Origin of the sequence: Paenibacillus qinlingensis (genome assembly GCF_013204845.1) — a bacterium.
GTDB classification, from domain to species: Bacteria; Bacillota; Bacilli; order Paenibacillales; family NBRC-103111; genus Paenibacillus_E; species Paenibacillus_E qinlingensis.
In genome coordinates this window covers 206,744-228,738 of record NZ_JABMKY010000003.1, presented here as the reverse complement: position 1 = coordinate 228,738, position 21,995 = coordinate 206,744, and the positions used below count along the sequence as shown (strand labels likewise).

Here is a 21,995-nt window from a genome sequence, read left to right as displayed (position 1 = left end):
CTCACTAAGCGGTATTCTTTTATTATACAAGCGATTAACGAAATCAGCTATACGTGCTCATCCACCATGCGATTCGTTAACGCACCTAATTTCTCAATCGCAATCGTAACCACGTCGCCATGCTTTAAATAAACGCGTTGATCTACCGGCTTACCGAGCACAACACCCTCAGGCGTTCCTGTCAAAATAATATCACCAGGCGACAACGTCATGTGTTGGGAAATATAGCTAACGATTTCATCGCAGTGGAAAATCATATCCGATGTATGCGAATTCTGTCTCGTCTCGCCATTCACCGTACAAGTAATCGTCAACTGATTCGGATCCCCAACTTCATCAGCCGTTACCAAATACGGACCAAGCGGACTGAATTTATCACAGGATTTCCCCAGCAACCATTGTTGGGTACGCATTTGCAAATCACGCGCTGATAAATCATTCACATTGCAATAGCCAAAAACATGGCTTAACGCCTGTTCCTTGGACACATATTTCGCCTGTTTGCCGATGACGATAACCAGCTCAGCTTCATAATCAACCTGACTCGTGACACGATTAGGAAGCGGAATATCATCGCCGTTCGAAGCAATCGTATTATTAAACTTGTTGAACAAAATAGGATACTGAGGAATTGGTGCATTCGTTTCTTCGGCATGCTTGCGATAGTTCAAGCCTACGCAGATGATTTTACCTGGATTGGTGACGCATGGACCATAATTTACTTGAGATTCATCCAAAAGATATGGAGTTCCCGCTGTTGCCCCTTCAAGGACTCTTGCAATATAACGTTCAAGCTGAGGAATCACAGCTTCAGAGTTCGCAATGACTGACATGATATCCGTTGGAATTCCTTCCTCAGGGAACGCTTTCAATGCCTCTGTTATATTAAATACGTTGTTGTCCAACTTCACACCAAGATGACTACTACCGGAATGATCTATTGTGACTAGTTTCAAAGTTAACATCCTCTCTTTTCGAATAATTGGAAATTCGATTCTTTATTTACGCATTCTTACCGAACACAACGCCACCATCAATATACAAGGGAGAGCCCATCATGAATTTGGATTCATCTGATGCTAGGAATAAGGCAGCTTTCGCTACATCCTCTGGCGTTCCGAGTTCATTGCTGAGTTGTCTACTTTTCAGAGCAGCAATGGCAGCCTCAGGATCATCATAAGAGGTTTTCAAATAATTCTCAACAAAAGGTGTTAAAATCGTGCCAGGCAGCAGGGCATTCACCCGAATTTGATAAGGCGCATAATCGACTTGCATAGATTTGGTCAATGACAATACAGCTCCCTTGGTAGCTGCGTAAGATGCGCGTCTAGCCAACCCAATTTCTGCAATGCAGGAGGACATATTGATAATGGATCCGCTGCGCTGTTCCATCATATGAGGAATGACATATTTGGATGGAAGAAAAACACCGCGAATATTCACACGAATAACTCGATCCCATTGCTCTGGCTCTAATTCATGCAGGGCACCAACACCACTAATTCCCGCATTATTAAAAAGCACATCAATTCGTCCATATGTTTCGATTGCTCGGTCTACCATCGTTTTCACGGAATCAGCATCCGTTACGTCCGCTTGCAAGAAAAGCGCTTCTCCACCATTATCTCGAATCTCTGAGGCCGTTTCCTCACCTTTGACCGCATCCAAATCGTTGACGATCACTTGTGCACCTTCTTGGCCAAAAAGCAATGCTGTGCTTCGCCCGATACCAGATCCAGCACCTGTAATCAGGATTACTTTATGTTGTAATCTCATTTGGTTTCACCTCGTAGTTTATTATAATAAACTTAGTTTATAAATTTACATACACTAAGTCTAGCATCCAATATCTTTCGCGTCAACGCAAAATAAACCAGATCCAACCCAACGACCGCGGGTGTTAACTGGTTTACCTGGAACTTCGTCTTGGTGGTTACAGTGGTACTGTGGCCGATAACGCTTGTGTGAGAATCTGTATCTCTTCCTTCGCCAGATCTCGTTTATGCGCCCATTGATGTACGGGCATTGAACAACTAACAGCTGCGATCCACTTCCCGTTACGATCAACAATTGGCATGGCCAAGCAGCAAAAGCCGAGTACGATTTCTTCTTGATCCACTGCATAGCCTTGTTGTCTTACCGTTCGAAGCTGTTTCAGCAGTTCTTCTCCACTTTGAACAGTATGTGGCGTAAAAGCTTGATAGCTGCCTTCTTCGAACAAAGCGAGCACCTGTGAATCTTCCAAAGCAGACAGCAATACTTTACCCATCGCTGTTGCGTACGCCAGCAACCTCATGCCAGGCTCAGAGATGAGACGAACTTGCGCTGGTGCCTCTTTTTTAGCCAAATACACAAGCTCGCCTTTCTCCAATCTAGCCAACTGAAAGGTTTCGCCGAGTCGCTCCACGGAACGAGCAGCTTTCTCCTCGAATAATTTCACTAGCGACATGCCAGCGAAATAGGCGTTGCCAATGACACCGAAAAAGGAGCCGAGCACATAGGTATCCCCTTTTTCTCTGATGACCCAATTCAACGTCTCCATCGTATGTAAAAGCGAAAACATCGTGCTCTTATTAATCCCCGTTGCAACGCTCAAGTCCATTAACTTTAGCCTAGAAGGCTTATCCGCTATTAATTGGAGAACATCTTGTGCTCGTTCCAGTGCGGGGACCCAATATTTTCTTTCCATGCGTATACCTCACTTAAACTTGACAGTCTATAACCGTTTCAACTAAAGCTGCATTACAGTAATTTGACCGTATCGCCGAGTCGAATTTGACCTATTTGAACGACAGAAGCATAGACACCAAACTGTAGATCAAAGCCTTCGTTTACTTGTTTGAGTACCGAAGGATCTTTATCCAGCGTATCTGGATCTATCGTAATCATCATACAGCGCGTACAAAAGCTGTCTACCTGCAATTGTACTTCGCCTATAGCAATCTGTCGACCTATCCATTCTCCTTCGGAGCAGGCATCGTCATCTAACGTAACTACGAAATTGCCTCGAAACCGACGTTGATCCAAATCCTTACCGTGCATACTCTCGAGTTTTCTTAGGCTGGCATCTGTGACAAGAAGAATGCTGGCACCATCAACAGAAAGCAGTTGTGGATGCTCTGGATGCGGTTCCTTTAAGCGCGACATGGTAAGGGGAGTCTTCGTTTGAGTTTGTATTTCTTGCAATAGTACGTCATTCCAGCCGAATACTCGCCCATCTCCTGCTGTAATACGGATATCTCCATCAAGATAAGTTGCTTGATAGGTCAACATGTTAGGTATATTTCGTGCCGTTACATATCGCCACCAGCCCGATTTGGATTCATCATAAAAGGCACCAAACCGATCGCCTAGCATGCCATAGGCTTCAATCTGGCAAGATGTCAAACGCTCACCTGCGAATGACTTTATAGGATACCTATTGATTTCACTTATTTTACCAATGGTCACTTGCACAGGAAGTTCCTCCTTGAACCTTATATTCCACGCACGCAACCATTTTACCATGTCGTACACCACAGAGCTAGGAGATGCCCATCGCACGCACACCTTGAGCGCAGCTATCACTTATTTCGAGGATTTCATCTTACTTCTCTTGGTGTTTGACCGAACTTCCGCTTAAACGCACGTTCAAAATGGCTTAGTGTGTGAAAACCTGAAGTGAAACAGATTTCCGTAATTGATAGGGTTGAAGCACTCAACAAAGATCTTGCATAATCCAATCGTAATTCCAAGATGTAACTTTGAAACGTGATGCCGGTTTCTTTGCGGAATTGCTCGCTGAAATAGTTCGGCGAAAGATTCACCCTCGCGGCAACCTCTTGCAGTGTGAGCTTTTCACGAAAATGATGCTGGATAAAAATCAATGCTCGCCGTATCGTCTCATTCGTTATAGCTGGCGAGCCCTCTTTCGTCATCTGCACTTCACTTTTGCGAAAAAGATCGAGTAATAATCGGTTAAGTGTACTTCGAACACCAACTCTGCGCCCTTCCTGATTGGAGCTATATTCCATCCACAACCTGTTGAAATCGGCTTCAATGGCTGCACAATCCATTTCATCGAGAGCCACCATTTTATGACTCAAATCTTGAAATAACAGAGAAGCCAACTCAGGCTCAAGCATATCCTCTTTGAAAATCACATTAAATTTACGTAGCAGATTCCCCTCATCTGGCATCACTTCATGGAAATCTGCTGGGGTGAGCAGCATGAAAACCCCTTTCGCAAGGGGTTGAACGGTACCATTCAAATTGTGTGTGCCGGTGCCTGAGATCACATAGCTCAATTCGTAGAAGTCGTGCCAATGCATCGGCACACTTTCCTTCAGCTCATGGATGGCCATATGAAAAGAAGGTAAACTCAAGACAAAATCATGAATAATAAGTCGTGTCGGTTCCATCATCTCGGCGTTTACTCCTCCAAACTCTGTATTCAGGATTCCATCTCATCATAACTTGCAGCCGGATTCGATTCAAACTTTTGTTCGTGATAAAGAGGCTCCATTACCCAGAATGCTATAAGTAGAGAACTCTTACACATTCTGATAGACGTTGCCAGCGAGATCTTTTCCGCGGGCAAGCCAAATCTCTCTTTTATCCAATACTTTCGTATCTGCAGAGAAATAGCGCATCGTATAACCACAGCGACGGAACGGGCTCTCATTAGCGGTCGCACCGTGAATAATGCGGGAATCATGCAGTGAGCACTCGCCGCGCTCTAATTCAAAGTAAACCGCTGCGGATTCATCTACGCCTTTGATTTGTGTATCAAATGTATTGGTTGACGCATCGATTTTCTCGTAATCCGAGAAGCCGCCCGCATGTGTACCCGGAATGACTCGCATGCAACCATTCTCCTTATTACTGCGATCAATCGCTAACCATACTGTCACGATATTTTCGAAAGAGCTTGCCCGACCCTTCCAGTAAGCAGAATCCTCGTGCCATGGGGTTGCCCGACCTACGTACGGGTCCTTACAAATAAAGTGGCTTGACCACAAAGCAATGTTCGGTCCGATAATCGGTTCGACAACATCCAGCACTTCGTCGCTAAGCAGGAACTCTAGTAAGCGTGGATCGCGAATATGCGGTCTATCCAGCTCATCGGATAGCTTGCTTCCTTTTTCACGTAAATGATCATCGAAAATGGATTCAATACGATTCAACTTATCTTCGGAAAAAAGCTGTTGTTTATACAAATAATACCCTTTCTCTTGATACTGCGCTGCACCTGACTCCGAAATTTTCAACATGATCTTCACTCCTATGGCTGAATTTGTTCTACATGCTCATCATAAATCATAGGAGGAAACCATTCTCACCTTATTCACAGGTATAGTGAGACTATCTTCAGGTGTGTTGGAAATCCTGCTTTATATACAAAAAAACAACTAGATTGGTGGACGTATCTCGCATCCCAAGTCCCGTGTACTCAGATCGATGACCACTCTTGTAATAACTGGAAAATGTACAGCTATTTATGAGATATTCCCTCGCAAACTCAATTTAAATGTAAAATATGAATTTAAATTCACCTTTTTTGTTCATATTGGGCGGAATGGTTAAAATTAACTGTAGGTTATCCATCTAATCAGCTTTTGACCAGAAAATCCCCAAACTTAACTGCATAAAATCCATTTATTCAACAGGATTACATGCGATTTATTATACTTCTATTTGACTATGCCACCATTCAGAGTTCTTTCATCTGTTTTCAGTGAAGCAAAAAGATGCTCCTAAACCTAAAACATATTTCACCCTAATTACACATAGTGTCACTTAGTTCCAATTGATCCAATCAAATGTGTAGTTCCTCTATGATATATAAAAAGCGTTCGCTCCAAAGAGCGAACGCTTAATCACCTTTAATCCTTCAAATATGATTGCTTAAACGCCTGAACATCGATAACTTGATTCGTCAATCCGCTCTCAATGGCCGCGTATTGCAATGCTGTACATTGGAAATTGTCCTCGAGATTGTTAGGCGGCGCTTCTCCGCCCTGTAACCAATGTACAAACTGCTCGATAAGCCACTGGTGTGTCCAATATTTCTGCTCGAGCAGCGGAATTTCCGCATATTTCGGATGCGGGAACCCGAGGTCGCTTCTTACTGTAATTTTACGATGATCCAGCTCCAATGTGGCCAGCTCGCACTCCGCACGGAAATAATCGTTCTTCCACCCGTTTAACTGTGTTGCGTTGGACTTCGAGCCTTCGAAGAAAGCGCGTACACCATTTTCCATTTCAATATTGATGAGGGCTGTACTATGTTCCTTGAATGGTGCCCAAGCGGGATTCCATGACTGGGTATATACGGTCTTCGCATTCGCTCCTGACAGAGAACGAATGATGTCAAAATGATGCACCGCAGATGATATCAAAAAATGATGATGCGCATATTCCCTTGGATTCGAAACCGCTGCGCGATTGTTGCAAGTGAAGCGACCAACCAAATAATGCGGATCACCGTATTGTTTGGACTGAATAAGTTCTTTCAACGTCGTTTTATCTTGATCAAAACGATGCGAGCTTGTTATCGCCATTTTCTTGCCGGCTTGCTTAACCTTCTGATAGATACGGGAGCTGCCTTCCATGGAATCTGAAATCGGCTTCTCCATCAGGATGTGTTTATCATACTCAAGCGCAATGTCCACGGCGTACTCATGCAAATGTGCAGGCAGCACGATAGCCACAAAATCGCATGGATTTTCTTGCAGCGCCTTGTGAATATCCGTGTAACACTTCGAAGGAGCTAGGTTCAAATGCTCAATCGCATTCTGATGCGCTGCTGGATTGACATCGACAATGGCGACAAGCTCTGCGATCCCATCCGGACCAACGAGATCAGGCAAAAACTTTTGACACCAATAAGACCCAAAACCACCCGTTCCCAACAATATAAATGAAGGTTTATTTGCCACAGTAGAAAATCTCCTATTCTCATATGAAAAGAAGTATTATGATTCGGTTGTGTCCTCCAAATGATGAATGACTTCTTCCATAACATGTTGGATATGTTCTTGCATAAATTGCCCTGCCGCCTCTGGATCACGATTCATAATCGCCTTGAGAATAAGCTCTCTATCGAACTGTGCTTTCTTGACGACCTTCTCACTGCTGTTAGCCATATGGCGAATGATTTTAATTTGTGTACTCATGGAATTCAACATCTGGTTAAGCATTTGGTTACCGGAAAATACTGCGATAAGATTATGGAAATCCGTATCATACTTCGCATAGGATGCCAAATCGCCTTCTTCCTCGGCTTTCGCTGTCAGGTGAACAAGGTCTGCAATCGCATCCGCCTCTTCTGTAGTCATGTGAGCGACTGCTAGTCGAATCGCCATAACCTCAAGTGTTTGACGCACCGCGTACAGATCAGTAACTTCCTTCGTACTAAACTTTCTAACGAAATTACCCCGATACGGAATCTCCATCACAATACCTTCTTGTGCTAGGCGATTAATCGCTTCTCGCAGTGGTGTCCGACTTACACCTAAACTCTCCGAAATTTCCTTTTCATCTAGCTGTTTGCCTGGTTCAAGTTCGCCTTGAATAATGGCTTGAAGCAGATGATTATATACCTCTTGTTTCATGGGTTGTTTCGCTAATTTATTGGATAACATAACGTTGTTTCACGACCTTTTCCGAGTGAGCTTTCTCATAATACAACCACTCATATTATAATCGTTTTGCCCTCGGATACCAATGCACCTTCATAAACCTTCATAAGATCTAAAGCAAACTCCAGCGAACCTCTCTCTCTTTGCTGCCCAAGAAGCGCACTGTCACAGAAATAGCTCATTTCCCCATACAGGCCTTGTGTAAAAATAGCCTTGTTCTCTAACGTAGCTAAGCAGTTCTGCGGTTCCCAAACAATGGCACCTGAGTCCATGCCCGATGGTACATAATTGTGGGTGCGATCATAGGTGTGCGGTATGCCCCTCTCGAACTTAACGCGCAACGAGTTCTCGATTTCCAAATGCCAGGAATCCCCGAAAAAGCGATACGACTCCAGCGGCTGCGGACCAGAGGCAAGATGGAAGTTCCCCATGGCACCACTTGCAAAATCCAACATGCACACGCCTCGCCCCATGGCGTTGCGACGAACGGTAACCGCTTCAACCTTGCCGCCTACGGCCATCATCAGCGATAAAGGATGCACGCCATTTGCCAGCCAATTCGTGGCACTTCTTGTATCAAGGACTTCTTGACCCTTGTCAGGCATACTCATCGGATACACTGCAAGCATCGAATGCAGTGGGCCGTATTCCGCTGACTGCACAATTTCAATCGCTTTGTCTGTCGAAGGCATGAAGGCTTTCTTAAAGCCAACCGTGGCAATATGATCCTTGCGATGGAGGATCATTTCTTCCACCTCGTAAGCTCTCATCGCTACTGGCTTCTCCATCCAAACATGCAGTCCTGCTTGAAAGGCTTCAATGGCAAGCTTCGGATGCGCTTTGGGAGACACACAGAGAAATACGGCATCCAGCTGCTCTTTTTCGTACATGTCCGCCGTACTTGTGTAAGATCGACAGCCGAACTGAGCGGCAGTACGACGACCTAAGTCTGCATCCAGATCACAGACGGCAACTAATTGAATCGGTAAATGATGCAGTGTAGGCAATATATTTCGATAACTATGATTCCCTACGCCTACGACAGCAACTTTCAATACCTGTTCAAACTCTCTTTGATACGTCATTTATTCACCGCCATGAATGAGGTTGGTCATAAAAGCAAGATCACGTTGATACACATCGTCGTAGTTATAGCCAGGTTTCGTCGTCCCATGTGAAGGATTGATGCAAATCACGGGACTTCTTCCATCTGCAATAACCTGCAAGGTCATTTCGGCAACTGGCCAGGACGCATCCTCTAAGCTGGATTTCCAAATAAGCTTGTCGCTATCTTCATCCTTTTGCCCACCTTTGACATGGTAAAAGCCAATAACTGGCGCCAACTCCCGATAAACAGACAGCGTGGGATACGTACCCATTTGCCATAAATTCTGCACATCATAGGTGAAATACACGCGATCTACGCGATCGATTACGTGGAAGAAATCAATGATTTCCTTTGGTGTTGCGAATACATTAGCACTGCATTCGTTTTCAATCGTCACCTCAAAGCCTGCTGCCGCGATGCGATCAATTGCTTCTTGGTACATCGGAATGAGCCACGCATGTCCATTAAGGATATACAGCGTACTATCAGCAATGTCATTTCTGCGATTCGTTTTGGCCGAGAGAAGTCGGATGACGGTTGGCTTTAGAATCTGGGCCAGGTCAAGAAGATGATCTATTTTATCCAGATAGTGGGTTCGAAAAAAAGCTGCCCCCTGCTCCACTTCACCATGGAACAACTCCGTTGAGAAGCAGTACACGGACAAATCTCTCTCTTCGATAGCTGCTGCTGCTTCTTCCGCCTCTTCAAGCGTCAAATCAATAAGTGACTTGCCGAAGATTCCTTGCTTAAGATCAAGTACAGGAATTCCCCACCTTACATGCTTATCCAGCGCTGTGATGAAATCTGCATCAACCATATTATTCAACATTGTTACTTGAACCATGGGGATGACCTCCCTGCTGTTGTCTAGTGTTGATGAATGCTCAGTTCCTTGAACTGCCTCACTTGATTCGAAATCGCTACTTCCGTCGGCAGTCGTTCCACACTTGATGCTCCGAAGAAACCGTATACGCCTCTTGTACGACTAAGCACATACGCAGCATCTTCAGGTTCTGAAATTCGACCGCCGTGACAAATGACGATTATGTCTGGATTAATGGACTTTCCTGCATCGTGAATACGTTGCACCAAATCAACCGACTCATCGAGCGACATTGCGGTTTGCGCACCAATCATGCCTTTGGTTGTAAGTCCCACATGTGCGACGAGCAGGTCGGCTCCTGCTTTGGCCATCGCGATCGCATCCTCTTCACTAAACACATAAGGGGACGTGAAGAGATCTAACTCATGAGCCATGCGGATCATTTCAACTTCAAGGGCATAGCCCATGCCTGTTTCCTCCAGATTTTGACGGAAAACACCATCAATTAATCCCACAGTCGGGAAATTTTGAACACCCGCAAATCCTTGGCGCTTTAAATCTTCTAAGAATAATTCCATGGAGCGAAAAGGATCCGTACCGCACACCCCAGCAAGCACCGGTGTATCCTTCACAATTGTCAGCACTTCACGACCCATCTCAACGACAATCTGGTTCGCATCCCCATACGGCATTAAACCCGCCAATGACCCTCTTCCCGCCATCCGATACTTACCCGAATTATAAATAATAATAAGATCAACACCGCCATCTTCGGCGCTTTTGGCTGATAAGCCTGTCCCTGCACCTGCACCAATAATGGCCTTACCTTCTGCTATTTGCTGTAATAAACGTGTCCTTATCTCACTTCTGCTGATTGTCATCTTTTCATTTCACTCCCTATAATTCGAAGAAAATGTTCGGCTATCGCTTCTGCCACGGCTTCATCATTAATATCCTGTTCTACCTCGATAAGAGGGATATCGGTTCTTAGATTTTGTTTAATACTAGTTAGCAGGGCTGCTCGTTGTTCATTTCCTTCGAACGGTTGACCTTTCCGGTCTAACAAAGATACTCCGCCTAATGGGAAAATGAGCACGACAGGCCCTTTGGCTCCATTCAGTTTACCTGCCAATACTCGGCCTAGCTCTGAATTCTCTAATGTTGTCGTGCGCATAAGCGTCGTCGTCGCATTATGCTGATAGAAGAGACGGTCTTGAAATTGGGCTGGCACCGTATCTGGCGAGCCAAAATTCACCATATCCAATGCGCCTACAGAAACAACCTGCGGTATTCCCGCTCTTGCTCCCGCTTCGAGTCGCTCAGGTCCTGCGCTGAAAATACCACCAACCAACTCATCGGCAAGTTCCGTCGTTGTTATATCTACAATGCCTTGAATAAATCCGGCATCAATCAAGGCTTCCATAGCAAGTCCTCCAGCACCTGTAGCATGGAAAACGAGCACATCGTATCCTCGCGCTTCTACAATCTCCCTAACCTTCGTTACACATGGGGTTGTGACACCGAACATCGTCATCCCAATCGTGGTTTTTGGTTGTTCATGCTCATCAAGAGCTAATGCTTCGGATGCAGCTCCGAGCACCATCCCACCCAGTGCATAAGCAGCGTTGCTTAGAATGGTGCGTGACAGTCGATTCAAACCAGCTATATCAACAACGGAATACATCATGGTGACATCTTTTACTCCGACATAAGGTCGTGTGTTACCTGAAGCGACCGTGGAGACAATCAACTTTGGCGTTCCGATCGGTACGGCTTTCATGGCGGAAGCGACTACTGTAGTACCAGCAGTCCCACCCATACCGAAGATACCATCCACTTTTCCCTCTTGCACAAGACGATTCACAATGTGAAAAATACCTTCTGACATCGCGGTAACCGCTCTTCCACGATCATTCCAGAAGCGCAGCTGTTCAATCGTTGTTCCTGCCGCGACGGCGACATCGCTGCTCGTAATATCCACCAGCATGCCCGAATCTTCCAAGACACCAACATCAATGAGCAGGGTGCCCAATCCTTGTTTTTGTAGTATTTCTTGTACAAAACGAAACTCGACTCCCTTGGTATCCAAGGCGCCAACGATAACGACAGTTCCCCTTAAGCTTATCATGAGAATCCCTCCTTGGGATGGCTACTTCAAGCTATTCGCCAATCGTTTTGCGATCAGGAGCGGAGTAAACAATAATCATCCTGCAAGGCTCCCAACCCGTAACAGTCGCATTATGCGGGACATTTCTTGGAATGCGAAGCATCATGCCTGGTTCCAAATGATAAGATTCATCGCCAAGCGAATGATCACATTCGCCAGATAGGACGAAAATGAACTCTTCACAATTCGGATGAATATGACGCGGATTTGAAGTTCCGGCATCAATGTATACCATGCCAAATGTCATCTCACAATCGGGATCAATTTCCTGGCCGCAGAGCCATTGAATTTTGCCCCAATCCATCGGTAATACATACTTCTCATCTTTCAAACTCGTAATAGTCGCCATGATGTGATTCCTCTTTTCGTTAGGTTTCTGTTCTTGATTAAATTGTATATTGTATATTGTATAATATCAACAATTATTTTTAGTTAGATCTGCACGTAAAAAAACGCCACACAGTTGATGTGGCGTTTTATAGGCCTTCACTAAATACCCAGAAATTTGGCAAGTTTATCAAGCAAACGTTGTTGGGAAGACAACTGTATCGATATCGTGTCAAATCGATTGTTTAATAATTCTTCATTGGAAAGAACTTGATTGTTAATTGCTTCATCGATTAACTCATTTAATTTCTGAGTATTGATAGCGTAATTATCGCGCATTTCTTGTTCTAATTCTGTGATACTTTCCTTATGTTGCTTTCGCAGTTCATAGGTCACTGCATGCATTTCATTCCTGAGATTTTGCTCTAGAACTGCTGTGATCTTGGGTTGAATGGTAAGGAGTTCTTGCTCCATCTTCGAGATAGTCTCATGAAGTTGATTCTTTAACTCACTGGTCGCTGCTTGCATGTCAGCCCTGAGACTGTGTTCTAGAGCTTCTGTCAAATTCGGCTGAATCGTTTGGAGTTCTTGGAGCTCATATTCCAACTTAGAGACACTTTCTTGAAGTTGTTTCTTTATTTCTACTGTCGTAGCCTGCAAGTCGCCCTTGAGATTCTGCTCCAGAGCTTCTGTCAACTTGGACTGAACAATATTACGCTCCTGGAGCTCTTGGAGTTCTTGCTCCAATACCGAGACACCTTCTTGTTGTTGCTTCTGTAATTCACTTACCGTTGCAAGTATTTCACTCCTGAGACTTTGCTCCAGTGCTTCTGTCCTTTTAGGCTGAGCAATACTGAGCTCTTGGAGCTCTTGAAGCTCTTGTTCCAACGTCAAGACACTTTCATGAAGCTCCTTCTGTAACTCATTTGTCGTTGCCTGCATCTCACCTCTGAGATTTTGCTCCAGCAATTCTCTCAGCTTTGGCTGAACCGTATAAAACTCATGGAGTTCTTGTTCCAATGACGAGACGCTTTCATGAAATTGCTTCTGTAACTCATTGGATGATGCAATTATTTCTCCTCTGAGACTTTGCTCTAGAGCTTCTGTCATCTTGAGCTGAAGGGTATTAAGCTCTTGAAGTTCATCTTCTAACTTCGTTAAGCTTTCATGTTGCTGCTCCTGCATCTTCTTTGTCCCTGCAAGCATTTCACCTTTGAGATCGTGCTCAAACGTTTCTATTAGTTTAGGCTGAACGGTATAGAGCACATGTTGCAGTTCATTAACCTGCTCTGAAACATTCTTAACTTGTATGTTGAGTACGTCAACGTTAGCCGCCACTTCGTTGCTGTCATCTTGCTCAATGACCTCTGCTACCTTGTAAGTAAAAATCTTAATGATATTACGCAGCTCTGCAACTTCTTCGGATATGCCATTAAATTGAAGATGTAGTGATTCAGCAATTTTTGTAAAATGTTCATTCTGATTAGCGTCCTTCGTAACTTCGATCATCTTTTCCATAAATGAAAGGACAATATTGCGAAGTTCTGCGACTTCATTCGTAATTTCATCGAATAGAATGTTGACGTAATTTTTAGTTGGTGCTACTTGTCTACCGCTTGAAATAGAAGATATACCCACCATTTGACTATCATCTACTTGTTCGTTCATACGCCTTGGGGTTTTATTTACTTCTATTTTTTGCGTTAAAAACTGTACCAGGTTACGTAATTCCAAGATGTCATTACTTACTAGCTGGCTAGACTTGATTTCAACAAGTGGCAAGTTCAAATCTGGTACAATCGGAGGTGTTGGAGTGACAAGGTTCTCCTCAACACTAGGTATACGAATTGCTTTCTGGGACATTTCTTGTAAATGTTCGTGAATCATCTTCACTGATTTATTGGCATCTTTCATTTTTGAAATCACGCGAAAGACCTCTAGTGCTTCTTCTGTATATCTTAAGCTTCCTGCAACAGCGGTGGTTGGAAGAAATTCAGCCCATTGTTTGGACCATTCCACGACAGTCCCTTGGGTTTTTCTTAGGGAACGTGCGATCTCATTAACCTTATATGTTCTTTTCATATGTTAACGATCATATCCTTTCTTGTTATATCCCGTAGGCTTAGGCATCTGTAACATGTTATTCATGAAGCTATACAAATGACAATGAATGGGTGAAAAAGTTAGCAGCACAAAGAGGCTGTCCCATAGGACAGCCTCAAATGAATAAAATGAAATTATTTCACAAGTCCGTGCGGATCAATGACGAATTTCCGAGAAACACCACGATCGAATTCCTGATAGGCTTGAGGTGCTTCGGCCAAAGAAATGAGTGTCGCGTTGACCGCTTTGGCAATCTGAGCCTTGCCACTAAGAATCGCCATCATCAGATCTCGGTTATATTTCATAACCGGTGTTTGTCCCGTGACGAATGTATGTGATTTCGCCCAGCCCAAACCAAAACGAATTTTCAACGTACCGATCTTGGAATCTTCATCCACAGCACCAGGGTCTCCCGTGACATAAAGCCCCGGAATTCCCAAGCTGCCTCCAGCACGAGTAACTTCCATGATGGAATTGAGCACAGTTGCTGGTGCTTCACCGTGCGCTTTGCCATGACCATGCGCTTCAAACCCCACACAATCAATCGCTGAATCCACTTCAGGGGAGCCTAGAATTTGGTCAATTTGGCCCGCAAGATCCGAATTCTCACGCAGATTAACGGTTTCGCAGCCAAAGCTTTTCGCTTGTGCTAAGCGCTCTGCATTTAGATCCCCAACTATTACAACCGCTGCTCCTAGCAACTGTGCAGAATGGGCAGCAGCAAGACCAACGGGACCTGCCCCAGCTACATATACGGTAGAGCCTGGACGAACACCTGCGCTAACGGCGCCATGATAACCTGTTGGGAAAATATCTGAAAGCATCGTCAAATCGAGAATCTTCTCCATGGCTTTCTCTTTATCAGGGAATTTTAGCAGCTGAAAATCGGCATATGGCACCATCACATATTCGGATTGACCGCCAACCCATCCCCCCATATCGACATAGCCATAGGCAGAACCTGGCCGATCTGGATTGACATTCAAGCAAACATTCGTATTCCGTTCTCTACAGCTGCGGCATCGACCACAGGCAATATTGAAGGGCACGGAAACGAGGTCTCCCTTTTTAATAAACTCGACATCACGACCTACTTCAATGACTTCCCCTGTAATTTCATGACCCAGAATAAGCCCTGAAGGTGCAGTTGTCCGACCTCGAACCATATGTTGATCACTACCGCAAATATTAGTCGTTACCACTTTGAGAATAACACCATGCTCGCATTTTCTACCTACATTCAGTGGATTAACGCCAGGTCCATCTTTTAATACTAATTCTGGATAATCGGTGTCACGAATTTCAACAGTTCCTGGTTTGCTATACACAACCGCTTTATTTCCTGCCATATCGTCTTCGTCCCCTCACACAGTAATTATGTTGAGTTAGTCCCATTCATACACAGTGTCTAAGATCGTAAAAGCTCGGAAGTAACGCAAACACAAGAATACTATTCTCCTTTCTCGGCTATTATCCTGCCTTATAACCATTAAAATGATAACGATTGCAAAATAAACCAAGAGCGCACAGCTAAGCTGTAACGCTCTTGATTGATAAACTCGCGCTATTCGAACTATATATATCTTACTTATGGTGCATTAGGTCCAACCTCAGAAACGGCCATTGGATGTTTCCCAAAAGATGTGCTTGAAGAGCGCTCATCCGCTCCAACGTCATTAGAGGAACGTGTTTCTCCATCCATATCCTCTGTCACATACGTATAACTTCCTACTGCAGCATTGATCGCCGGACTTGTGGATGACAACTTTTGCAATCCGTTTACCGTCGTGAGCAATGGATTGGTTGCCCATATTTGTGCTGTAGTCCTCGAACCATTGTTGCTTACAGTGCTGCCGTTACCTATATTCCCCTCGAATACTGTGTTGGTAGTGCCAACTTCATAATATAGTGTTCCTGTGGAATTTTTCACGATATTATTAGCTACTCTGCTGTCCTGAGGAGCTAAGGGTTTACCAGAACCAACTATGATGCCCGTGGTGCTGTTCACAATCGTATTGTTGACGACTTGTGCACGGTAGATTTTCCATTGTTCTTTCAAGTCATCCGCGGATGGGTTGGAAGGATAGCCACTTGTACCACCATCATAATCAGCATTATCCAGAATGATCGCATTGGCTGTTAGATTTTCCATGTAGTTGTTGTAAATCTTATGATCATTCCCATAAATACGAATGCCCGCTTGTTCTGATTCTACACCATCACCAAGGAAATAATTGCCGTAAAAAGAGTTGTTATGCCCATGTCTGGAAGTAAGTCCACCTTTGGAAGTCTTGAAAGTATTATAACGAACCGTGTTGTTACTGCTTTTTACTGAAACGATTTCTGGTTCGCCGTCACAGTTCTCAAATAAATTATATTGGATCGTATTATATCCATTGGACAAGGAAATTCCAGACAAGCCAAGACGGATTGTTTCTTTGCCATTTGCGACCCATGGTCCCACATCATGAAAATAATTATATTCAATAACGTCATACTGAGAGATGTTTCCGTTTCCATCACCTTGATAGGCAATAAGCGGATCCGTGTCGCTCTTCGGACCAAAATCATTATGATCGATGCGATTATGATGACTATTGACGCCACTAACTTGCAGCCAGATGAGCGTTCCTCCAGTTGCTTGTAGGGCAAATCGATTTCGAGTCACACGAATGTTGTTAGAACCATCTAAAAGCAGTGCTGTATTTCCTAAGTTTGTGAACTTCAATCCCTCGATAACGACATTAGACGAATTCTGAATTTGAAGTGAAGCACCGCCAGAAATGATTGCCTGGCCTGAATTAGCTGCTTTGATCGTGATGGGGTTGCTCGCTGTACCATTTTTGTTGCTTAAGACAAAAGGTCCTGTTTGCGAGTAAGTTCCATTGGCTAGTACGATTGTCGTACCCGCACTAGCATTACTTAAGGCTGTTGCTAACTGTGCGGATGTGGAAACAGAAACACCCGGTACTACTGGTGCATCTCCATAAATTTCGACCTCGGTATAACTGTTCCATAAGTTGGCAGAGTTACCATGGCCAACAATTCGCACATAACGTGCTGACGCTACATCCGTAAAGTCGAACGTTTGTAGGCTTGTATTTAAACTGCTCGTCACATTGGCCTGAACCGTCGTGAAATTCACATTATCTGTTGACGTTTGAATATCGAAAGTGGACGTTCTCGTATCCCCGCTTACAAATGCCATTTTAATATAGCCAACCCTGACGCTTGTGCCTAAATCGTACTTGATCCATTGACCGTTGCCGCTAGCTGACCAACGAGTGGTTAAGTTGCCATCCACTGTGTTAGCAGGCACGTTGCCATCATCCGCGCTTGCCGTTACGGAAGCACCAGCTATGGTGAATTTTGTATTTACGGAAGCGCTTGCAGAATTGTCGCCGTAAATTTCTACCTCGGTGTAACTATTCCATAAGTTCGCAGAATTGCCATGTCCGACAATTCGCACATAACGAGCTGGATCTACATCAGGAAAATCAAAGGTTTGCAGACTTGTATTCAAACTGCTTGTCACATTGGACTGAACCGTCGTAAACGTAACGTTGTCTGTCGATGTTTGAATATCAAAATTTGAGGTTCTTGTATCCCCACTAATAAAAGCTATTTTAATGAAAGATACTTTTTTCACCGCGCCTAGATCATATTTGATCCACTGCCCGTCTCCGCTTGCTGACCAACGAGTTGTTAAACTTCCATCCACCGTATTGGCAGGCACGTTCCCATCATCGCTACTTGCTGTCACACCAGAAGCCGCGACCGTGAATTTCGCGTCTGCCGCATAACCAGCGAAAGGAATCATGGTCAGAAGCAAACTAATTAATAGCATAACAATACCAACTTTTTTACCATTCCCCATAAATACATCCTCCCTTGATTTTCGTTTGAACCCATGAATCCTAGTTAATCTTTGAACTCCTTTCATTCATTTCGAGTGCGTACACTCTTCTCCAATTTAATACAAATCTCGGAAAATAAGCATCATCATAATCGTGAATGCATCTTCAAAATCGAAAATGATTACCCTCATTACCTAAACTCGCTATTCAAATATGGATGTCAAGGCATAGGAAGAGGCCCATGCTCAATTGCATGGACCACCGACGATTATTCGAATGATTTACTTACATGCCTCCACCATGAGCATCAGTGCCATGGACTGCCCATACGGCATCGGACATTGTTTGATATTGCGGTAATAATCAAGATTATCTTTTAACCCTGTACCGTAAGAAACACCATGGACAATACCTTCATCATCAATTTTGCTCAGTACACCTTCCAATGCTTTCAGACCCACAGCGCGATAACGCTCATCAATAAAACCTTTTCGTACTGCCTTCAGGATGCCATAGGCGAACGCTGAAGAAGCCGATGTTTCCAAATACGAATCAGGTTGATCCAATAGTGTATGCCATAGGCCGCTTTCATGCTGGAGGGTGGCGAGCGTTCTCACCTGTCGTTCAAGCGACGAGATCAGGAACTGGCTTACACCCACTGGTAGAGGAGCGATATCCAGATAATCGACCAGTCCGGCTGTATACCAAGAATTGCCACGTGCCCATAAGGCTTGCGCATAATGATGATGCCCGAGAAATGTCCACCCGTGAAAGAATAGCCCTGTCTTCACATCCGATAAATATTTGAGATGAATTAAGAACTGTCTAATGCTCTCTTGGAAATAGGCATCATCTTGTAACAGGACACCCATGCGTGCAACGAACAAAACGGTCATATACAACGTATCATCCCACAATTGTCCCTCGTTCAAATTCCGAGTAACGCAATGTTGAAGTCCGCCTTCATCTGTTCTAGGCATAGCTTCCATAACATAGGTGACCCATTCTTTACAAAGCGCCACATATATTGGATTCCTTGTTTCCTCAGCCAAATAGCTTAACGTCAACATAGGACACATCGTGTTTACATTCTTGTCTGGTAAACCTTCAGCGATTCGTTTATCAAACCATTGAATGAGCTCATCTCTGATCGCCAAGTTGCCTGTTTCCTTGTAATAGGCGTATAAAGCAAACAACCCAACGCCTTGCGGCCACTCCCAATTGTCCATCGAAACAATACCAATCGCGACACTTTCTTGAAATGCTGGCTGTAAATTTTTCATTTGTCGGATCAGCTTCAAAATGATGGGATTATACTTGTCAATCATCGCAGCGTTTGTCATGCTTCATTTCACTCCTTAGGTGAGAGTAGGCTGTATGAGCCGGTCCAGTAACTGTTGTGTATAAAGACTGCGTGGACTTACATGGCTCCCGAAGCTTTCCCAGTACGCATCCTTGCGCTGCCGTTGATCATAGGGACTAGGGAGGAGTGGCTTGCCTCGACTTCCGATATGTCCGATCGTATAGTTTTGAGCAGTTGGAGGCTGCTGGGAGACCAACTCATGCGTGGTATTCCAAGTGACATAGTTTGCTCCAGACCACCCATGGCCGCTCCCCAACCACCCGCGATCCTGAATATGGATGCGGCCGTTTACATTGTCATAGAGACAGCCCACTGACCACCGATGATGGGGTTCACTCGAGTTGTAATCTTTTTGCGACTCGCAGTCGAGGAATACATTTGGCCCTGCAACACGCGCATCAACGACAAAAGCATGTCTCGCGGTTTCTGTGTAGGCTCGCTGCACAAGCGTTAATTCACCCATAAGATGGAATGGATACCGACGTCCTCCCGTAATCACGCTGATAAAGGCGAATACGGAGCAATCTTGAATGGTGATCCATTTCGTATCGCGCCCAACTTGGACCAATGCGTGTTGGAAATGGAAGCCGACCACCTTGCGGACCCATGCGTTTTTGACATGATCAAGATGAATACAAGTAATCGCATGCTGCTCATCAGCCATGTAGGTTTCAGTGCCCTCATTGCCGTCGATTCTCGTGTCACCAATACTAGGATCATACGAAACAACCACCCGTATATCCTCGATGCCGATCTGTTCGATACGGCCTTTATCCTCGTATTTCATAAGTGCTCCGCCTCCCCAGCGGCTTTCAATCGCATTCGCGATAGGCGCATCCAATGTGATGCAATTGCCAACCATGTGGGTGATCACTCTGTCGAACTCCAGTTGGAACGGAGACCATTGAATGGTTCCGCCTGCAACTGGCCTCAAGCGAATCGCATCCATGCCAATAGCATGAATCCAGCGTGCATTTCCGTAACGAATCACCTTAACAGTGTCTCCTACACGATAACCAGAAGCATCCTGCACATGGATTATACGTGCACCTGATGGTACATACAGATCACAAATAGAGGTCAGCGTATCTGGCAAAAGACTAGGAGAGGCTTCACCTCTAATGTCGATGAGATTCCGTTGTTTCGTCCCTGTTGCATATAATAAGGTGCCACCTTCTTCCTGTCCCTCACCACGCAAAACAATGCCGCTAGTCATAATCTGCAATGAACCACTGATGGGGTATACACCTTTACATAGAAGAACGCTTCCACGATAACCTGACGAAGATCGAGGCAGATCAGCAACCCGATCAATCGCCGACTGAATGTGCGTCGTATTATCTCCCTCAACGGGCTGAAGTGAAATAACAGGTGCGATATCTGGGATCGCTACGCCGCCTCCACCATATCCGCAATTGGAGAAATCGATGATCTGATTCCCCTTGAAATCAGGCACATAGACCAGTTTCCCATTCTCACCAATATGAACAATGCGACTCTGTCCCTCCGTCGAAATCAGAGGATTCTGGACTGTAAAATAAAACGCATCAAAGTAAGTGAATCCAGCTTCTGCTTCAATCTCAATGTTTATCCGATATTGCCCAGGCTCCTTTACTTCACCAGGAAATGTAAAAACTGATGCCTCGCCTGCAGCAAATTTCGTTGCTGGATGTGCGCATATCTCTTGATCCCCAGTTACATTCATTAGAGTTACTTGCAAAGTCACAGCTTCTGCCGTTCGCACATGCAGTATGGGGAATGGGCTGTCCCTATCCAAGAAAGCAGGCTGACCCGTCTCGCAGACTAACGAAGGGTGTTCTAACGCAAGATCCACCAACCACTCTGTTGAGTCGTAAACATCTGCGAAGAAACTAGTTTCCTTGATCACACCATGTAAAGTTACAACACCATGGATCTGGGTAATTCCTGATTGATGACTGGTCAGTTTGCCACTCTCATTAACTGACATCACATTTTCGTTGCGGCTGCTGAGCGTGACTTCCGCTTTCGTCAAATCAGCGTCCGAACCGTCTGTCAGAATCCCTCTCAGCGCCAATTGCACATGGTTGTTCACTTGCATGGCTAACGTATCATCTTGACTGTAAACCCTGCCACCAACATCGAATACCAAGTGATCTAACAAGGGACCCGAAGGAATAGATACCTGCTCATATAAGCCGAAATCGATGAGTTGAACATCCCGTTCCGGATCAAATAGTATTAAATCCAGTGATACGTACCGTCCATTAACTTTCGGGAACAGAGCTCTTTCAATCGTTCCGATTCCGCCTATATCCGTCTGCCGACTATACGCATCCTGCCAAGCTACTCCGTCATCCGAATAACGGATACGGTAACTACTTATGAAGCCTGACGCCAGCTTTAATTGGATTTTATTGAACGAGAAATTTCGGCCAAGATCAACCGTTAACCAGACGCGGTTATCATCCTTCTGATCAACACTTAATGGTTGCCAATAGGTACTCTCGGAACCATCTACCGCTTGACTGCCAGCGCCATTCGCACTTTCTGAACTACATGTTACCGGACATGCTAGTGCGAGATTGGCTTCGCATACAGCTTCCGTTCTAGACATCATTTCTCAACCTCCTTATGTTGATCCAG

At 44.7% G+C, this 21,995-nt stretch carries 18 protein-coding genes; all 18 read right to left on the bottom strand.

Features of this window, described 5'->3' with window-relative positions:
• Positions 1–47: 47 nt before the first annotated feature.
• A complete protein-coding gene (locus HQN88_RS07675; RefSeq protein WP_246320114.1) occupies positions 48–956 on the bottom strand; it encodes a fumarylacetoacetate hydrolase family protein in 909 nt (302 codons plus the stop codon).
• Positions 957–1,002: 46 nt separating this feature from the next.
• Positions 1,003–1,776 (bottom strand): SDR family NAD(P)-dependent oxidoreductase, encoded by a 774-nt coding sequence (locus tag HQN88_RS07670; RefSeq protein ID WP_173109754.1) that lies wholly within the window; start codon positions 1,774–1,776, stop codon positions 1,003–1,005.
• Positions 1,777–1,933: 157 nt separating this feature from the next.
• Positions 1,934–2,689 (bottom strand): IclR family transcriptional regulator, encoded by a 756-nt coding sequence (locus HQN88_RS07665; protein WP_173109752.1) that lies wholly within the window; start codon positions 2,687–2,689, stop codon positions 1,934–1,936.
• A 53-nt stretch (positions 2,690–2,742) separates the two neighbouring features.
• Positions 2,743–3,456 carry an MOSC domain-containing protein gene (locus HQN88_RS07660; protein WP_173109750.1) on the bottom strand — a complete coding sequence of 238 codons (714 nt, stop codon included), beginning with the start codon at positions 3,454–3,456 and terminating at the stop codon, positions 2,743–2,745.
• Between the two features lie 125 nt (positions 3,457–3,581).
• Entirely contained in the window at positions 3,582–4,403 is an 822-nt protein-coding gene (locus tag HQN88_RS07655; protein ID WP_173109747.1) for an AraC family transcriptional regulator, read from the bottom strand.
• 129 nt (positions 4,404–4,532) lie between these two features.
• Positions 4,533–5,252, bottom strand: coding sequence for a phytanoyl-CoA dioxygenase family protein (locus HQN88_RS07650; RefSeq protein ID WP_173109745.1), 720 nt, complete (start codon positions 5,250–5,252; stop codon positions 4,533–4,535).
• 612 nt (positions 5,253–5,864) lie between these two features.
• Positions 5,865–6,920: a Gfo/Idh/MocA family protein gene (locus HQN88_RS07645; RefSeq protein ID WP_173109743.1), complete on the bottom strand. Its 1,056-nt coding sequence runs from the start codon at positions 6,918–6,920 to the stop codon at positions 5,865–5,867.
• 36 nt (positions 6,921–6,956) lie between these two features.
• A complete protein-coding gene (locus tag HQN88_RS07640) occupies positions 6,957–7,595 on the bottom strand; it encodes a GntR family transcriptional regulator (RefSeq protein ID WP_173109741.1) in 639 nt (212 codons plus the stop codon).
• Between the two features lie 80 nt (positions 7,596–7,675).
• On the bottom strand, positions 7,676–8,707 hold the full coding sequence (locus HQN88_RS07635; protein ID WP_173109739.1) for a Gfo/Idh/MocA family protein: 1,032 nt from the start codon (positions 8,705–8,707) through the stop codon (positions 7,676–7,678).
• The gene (locus HQN88_RS07630; RefSeq protein ID WP_246320113.1) at positions 8,708–9,574 is read right to left on the bottom strand and encodes a TIM barrel protein; all 867 of its coding nucleotides are present in this window, start codon (positions 9,572–9,574) and stop codon (positions 8,708–8,710) included.
• Positions 9,575–9,597: 23 nt separating this feature from the next.
• Positions 9,598–10,434 (bottom strand): phosphoenolpyruvate hydrolase family protein, encoded by an 837-nt coding sequence (locus tag HQN88_RS07625; protein ID WP_173109737.1) that lies wholly within the window; start codon positions 10,432–10,434, stop codon positions 9,598–9,600.
• A complete protein-coding gene (locus tag HQN88_RS07620) occupies positions 10,431–11,681 on the bottom strand; it encodes a Tm-1-like ATP-binding domain-containing protein (RefSeq protein ID WP_173109734.1) in 1,251 nt (416 codons plus the stop codon). Before HQN88_RS07620 ends, HQN88_RS07625 begins: the two co-directional genes overlap by 4 nt.
• A 31-nt stretch (positions 11,682–11,712) precedes the next feature.
• Positions 11,713–12,069 (bottom strand): cupin domain-containing protein, encoded by a 357-nt coding sequence (locus tag HQN88_RS07615; RefSeq protein ID WP_173109732.1) that lies wholly within the window; start codon positions 12,067–12,069, stop codon positions 11,713–11,715.
• Between the two features lie 140 nt (positions 12,070–12,209).
• On the bottom strand, positions 12,210–14,129 hold the full coding sequence (locus HQN88_RS07610; RefSeq protein ID WP_173109730.1) for a MerR family transcriptional regulator: 1,920 nt from the start codon (positions 14,127–14,129) through the stop codon (positions 12,210–12,212).
• 155 nt (positions 14,130–14,284) lie between these two features.
• On the bottom strand, positions 14,285–15,499 hold the full coding sequence (gene fdhA, locus HQN88_RS07605) for a formaldehyde dehydrogenase, glutathione-independent (protein ID WP_173109728.1): 1,215 nt from the start codon (positions 15,497–15,499) through the stop codon (positions 14,285–14,287).
• 239 nt (positions 15,500–15,738) lie between these two features.
• Entirely contained in the window at positions 15,739–18,027 is a 2,289-nt protein-coding gene (locus tag HQN88_RS07600; RefSeq protein WP_246320112.1) for a chondroitinase-B domain-containing protein, read from the bottom strand.
• A gap of 261 nt (positions 18,028–18,288) precedes the next feature.
• The gene (gene bglB / locus HQN88_RS07595) at positions 18,289–19,350 is read right to left on the bottom strand and encodes a beta-galactosidase BglB (protein WP_173109726.1); all 1,062 of its coding nucleotides are present in this window, start codon (positions 19,348–19,350) and stop codon (positions 18,289–18,291) included.
• Positions 19,351–19,365: 15 nt separating this feature from the next.
• Positions 19,366–21,969, bottom strand: a complete 2,604-nt coding sequence (locus HQN88_RS07590) for a discoidin domain-containing protein (RefSeq protein ID WP_173109724.1) — start codon at positions 21,967–21,969, stop codon at positions 19,366–19,368.
• Positions 21,970–21,995: the final 26 nt, after the last annotated feature.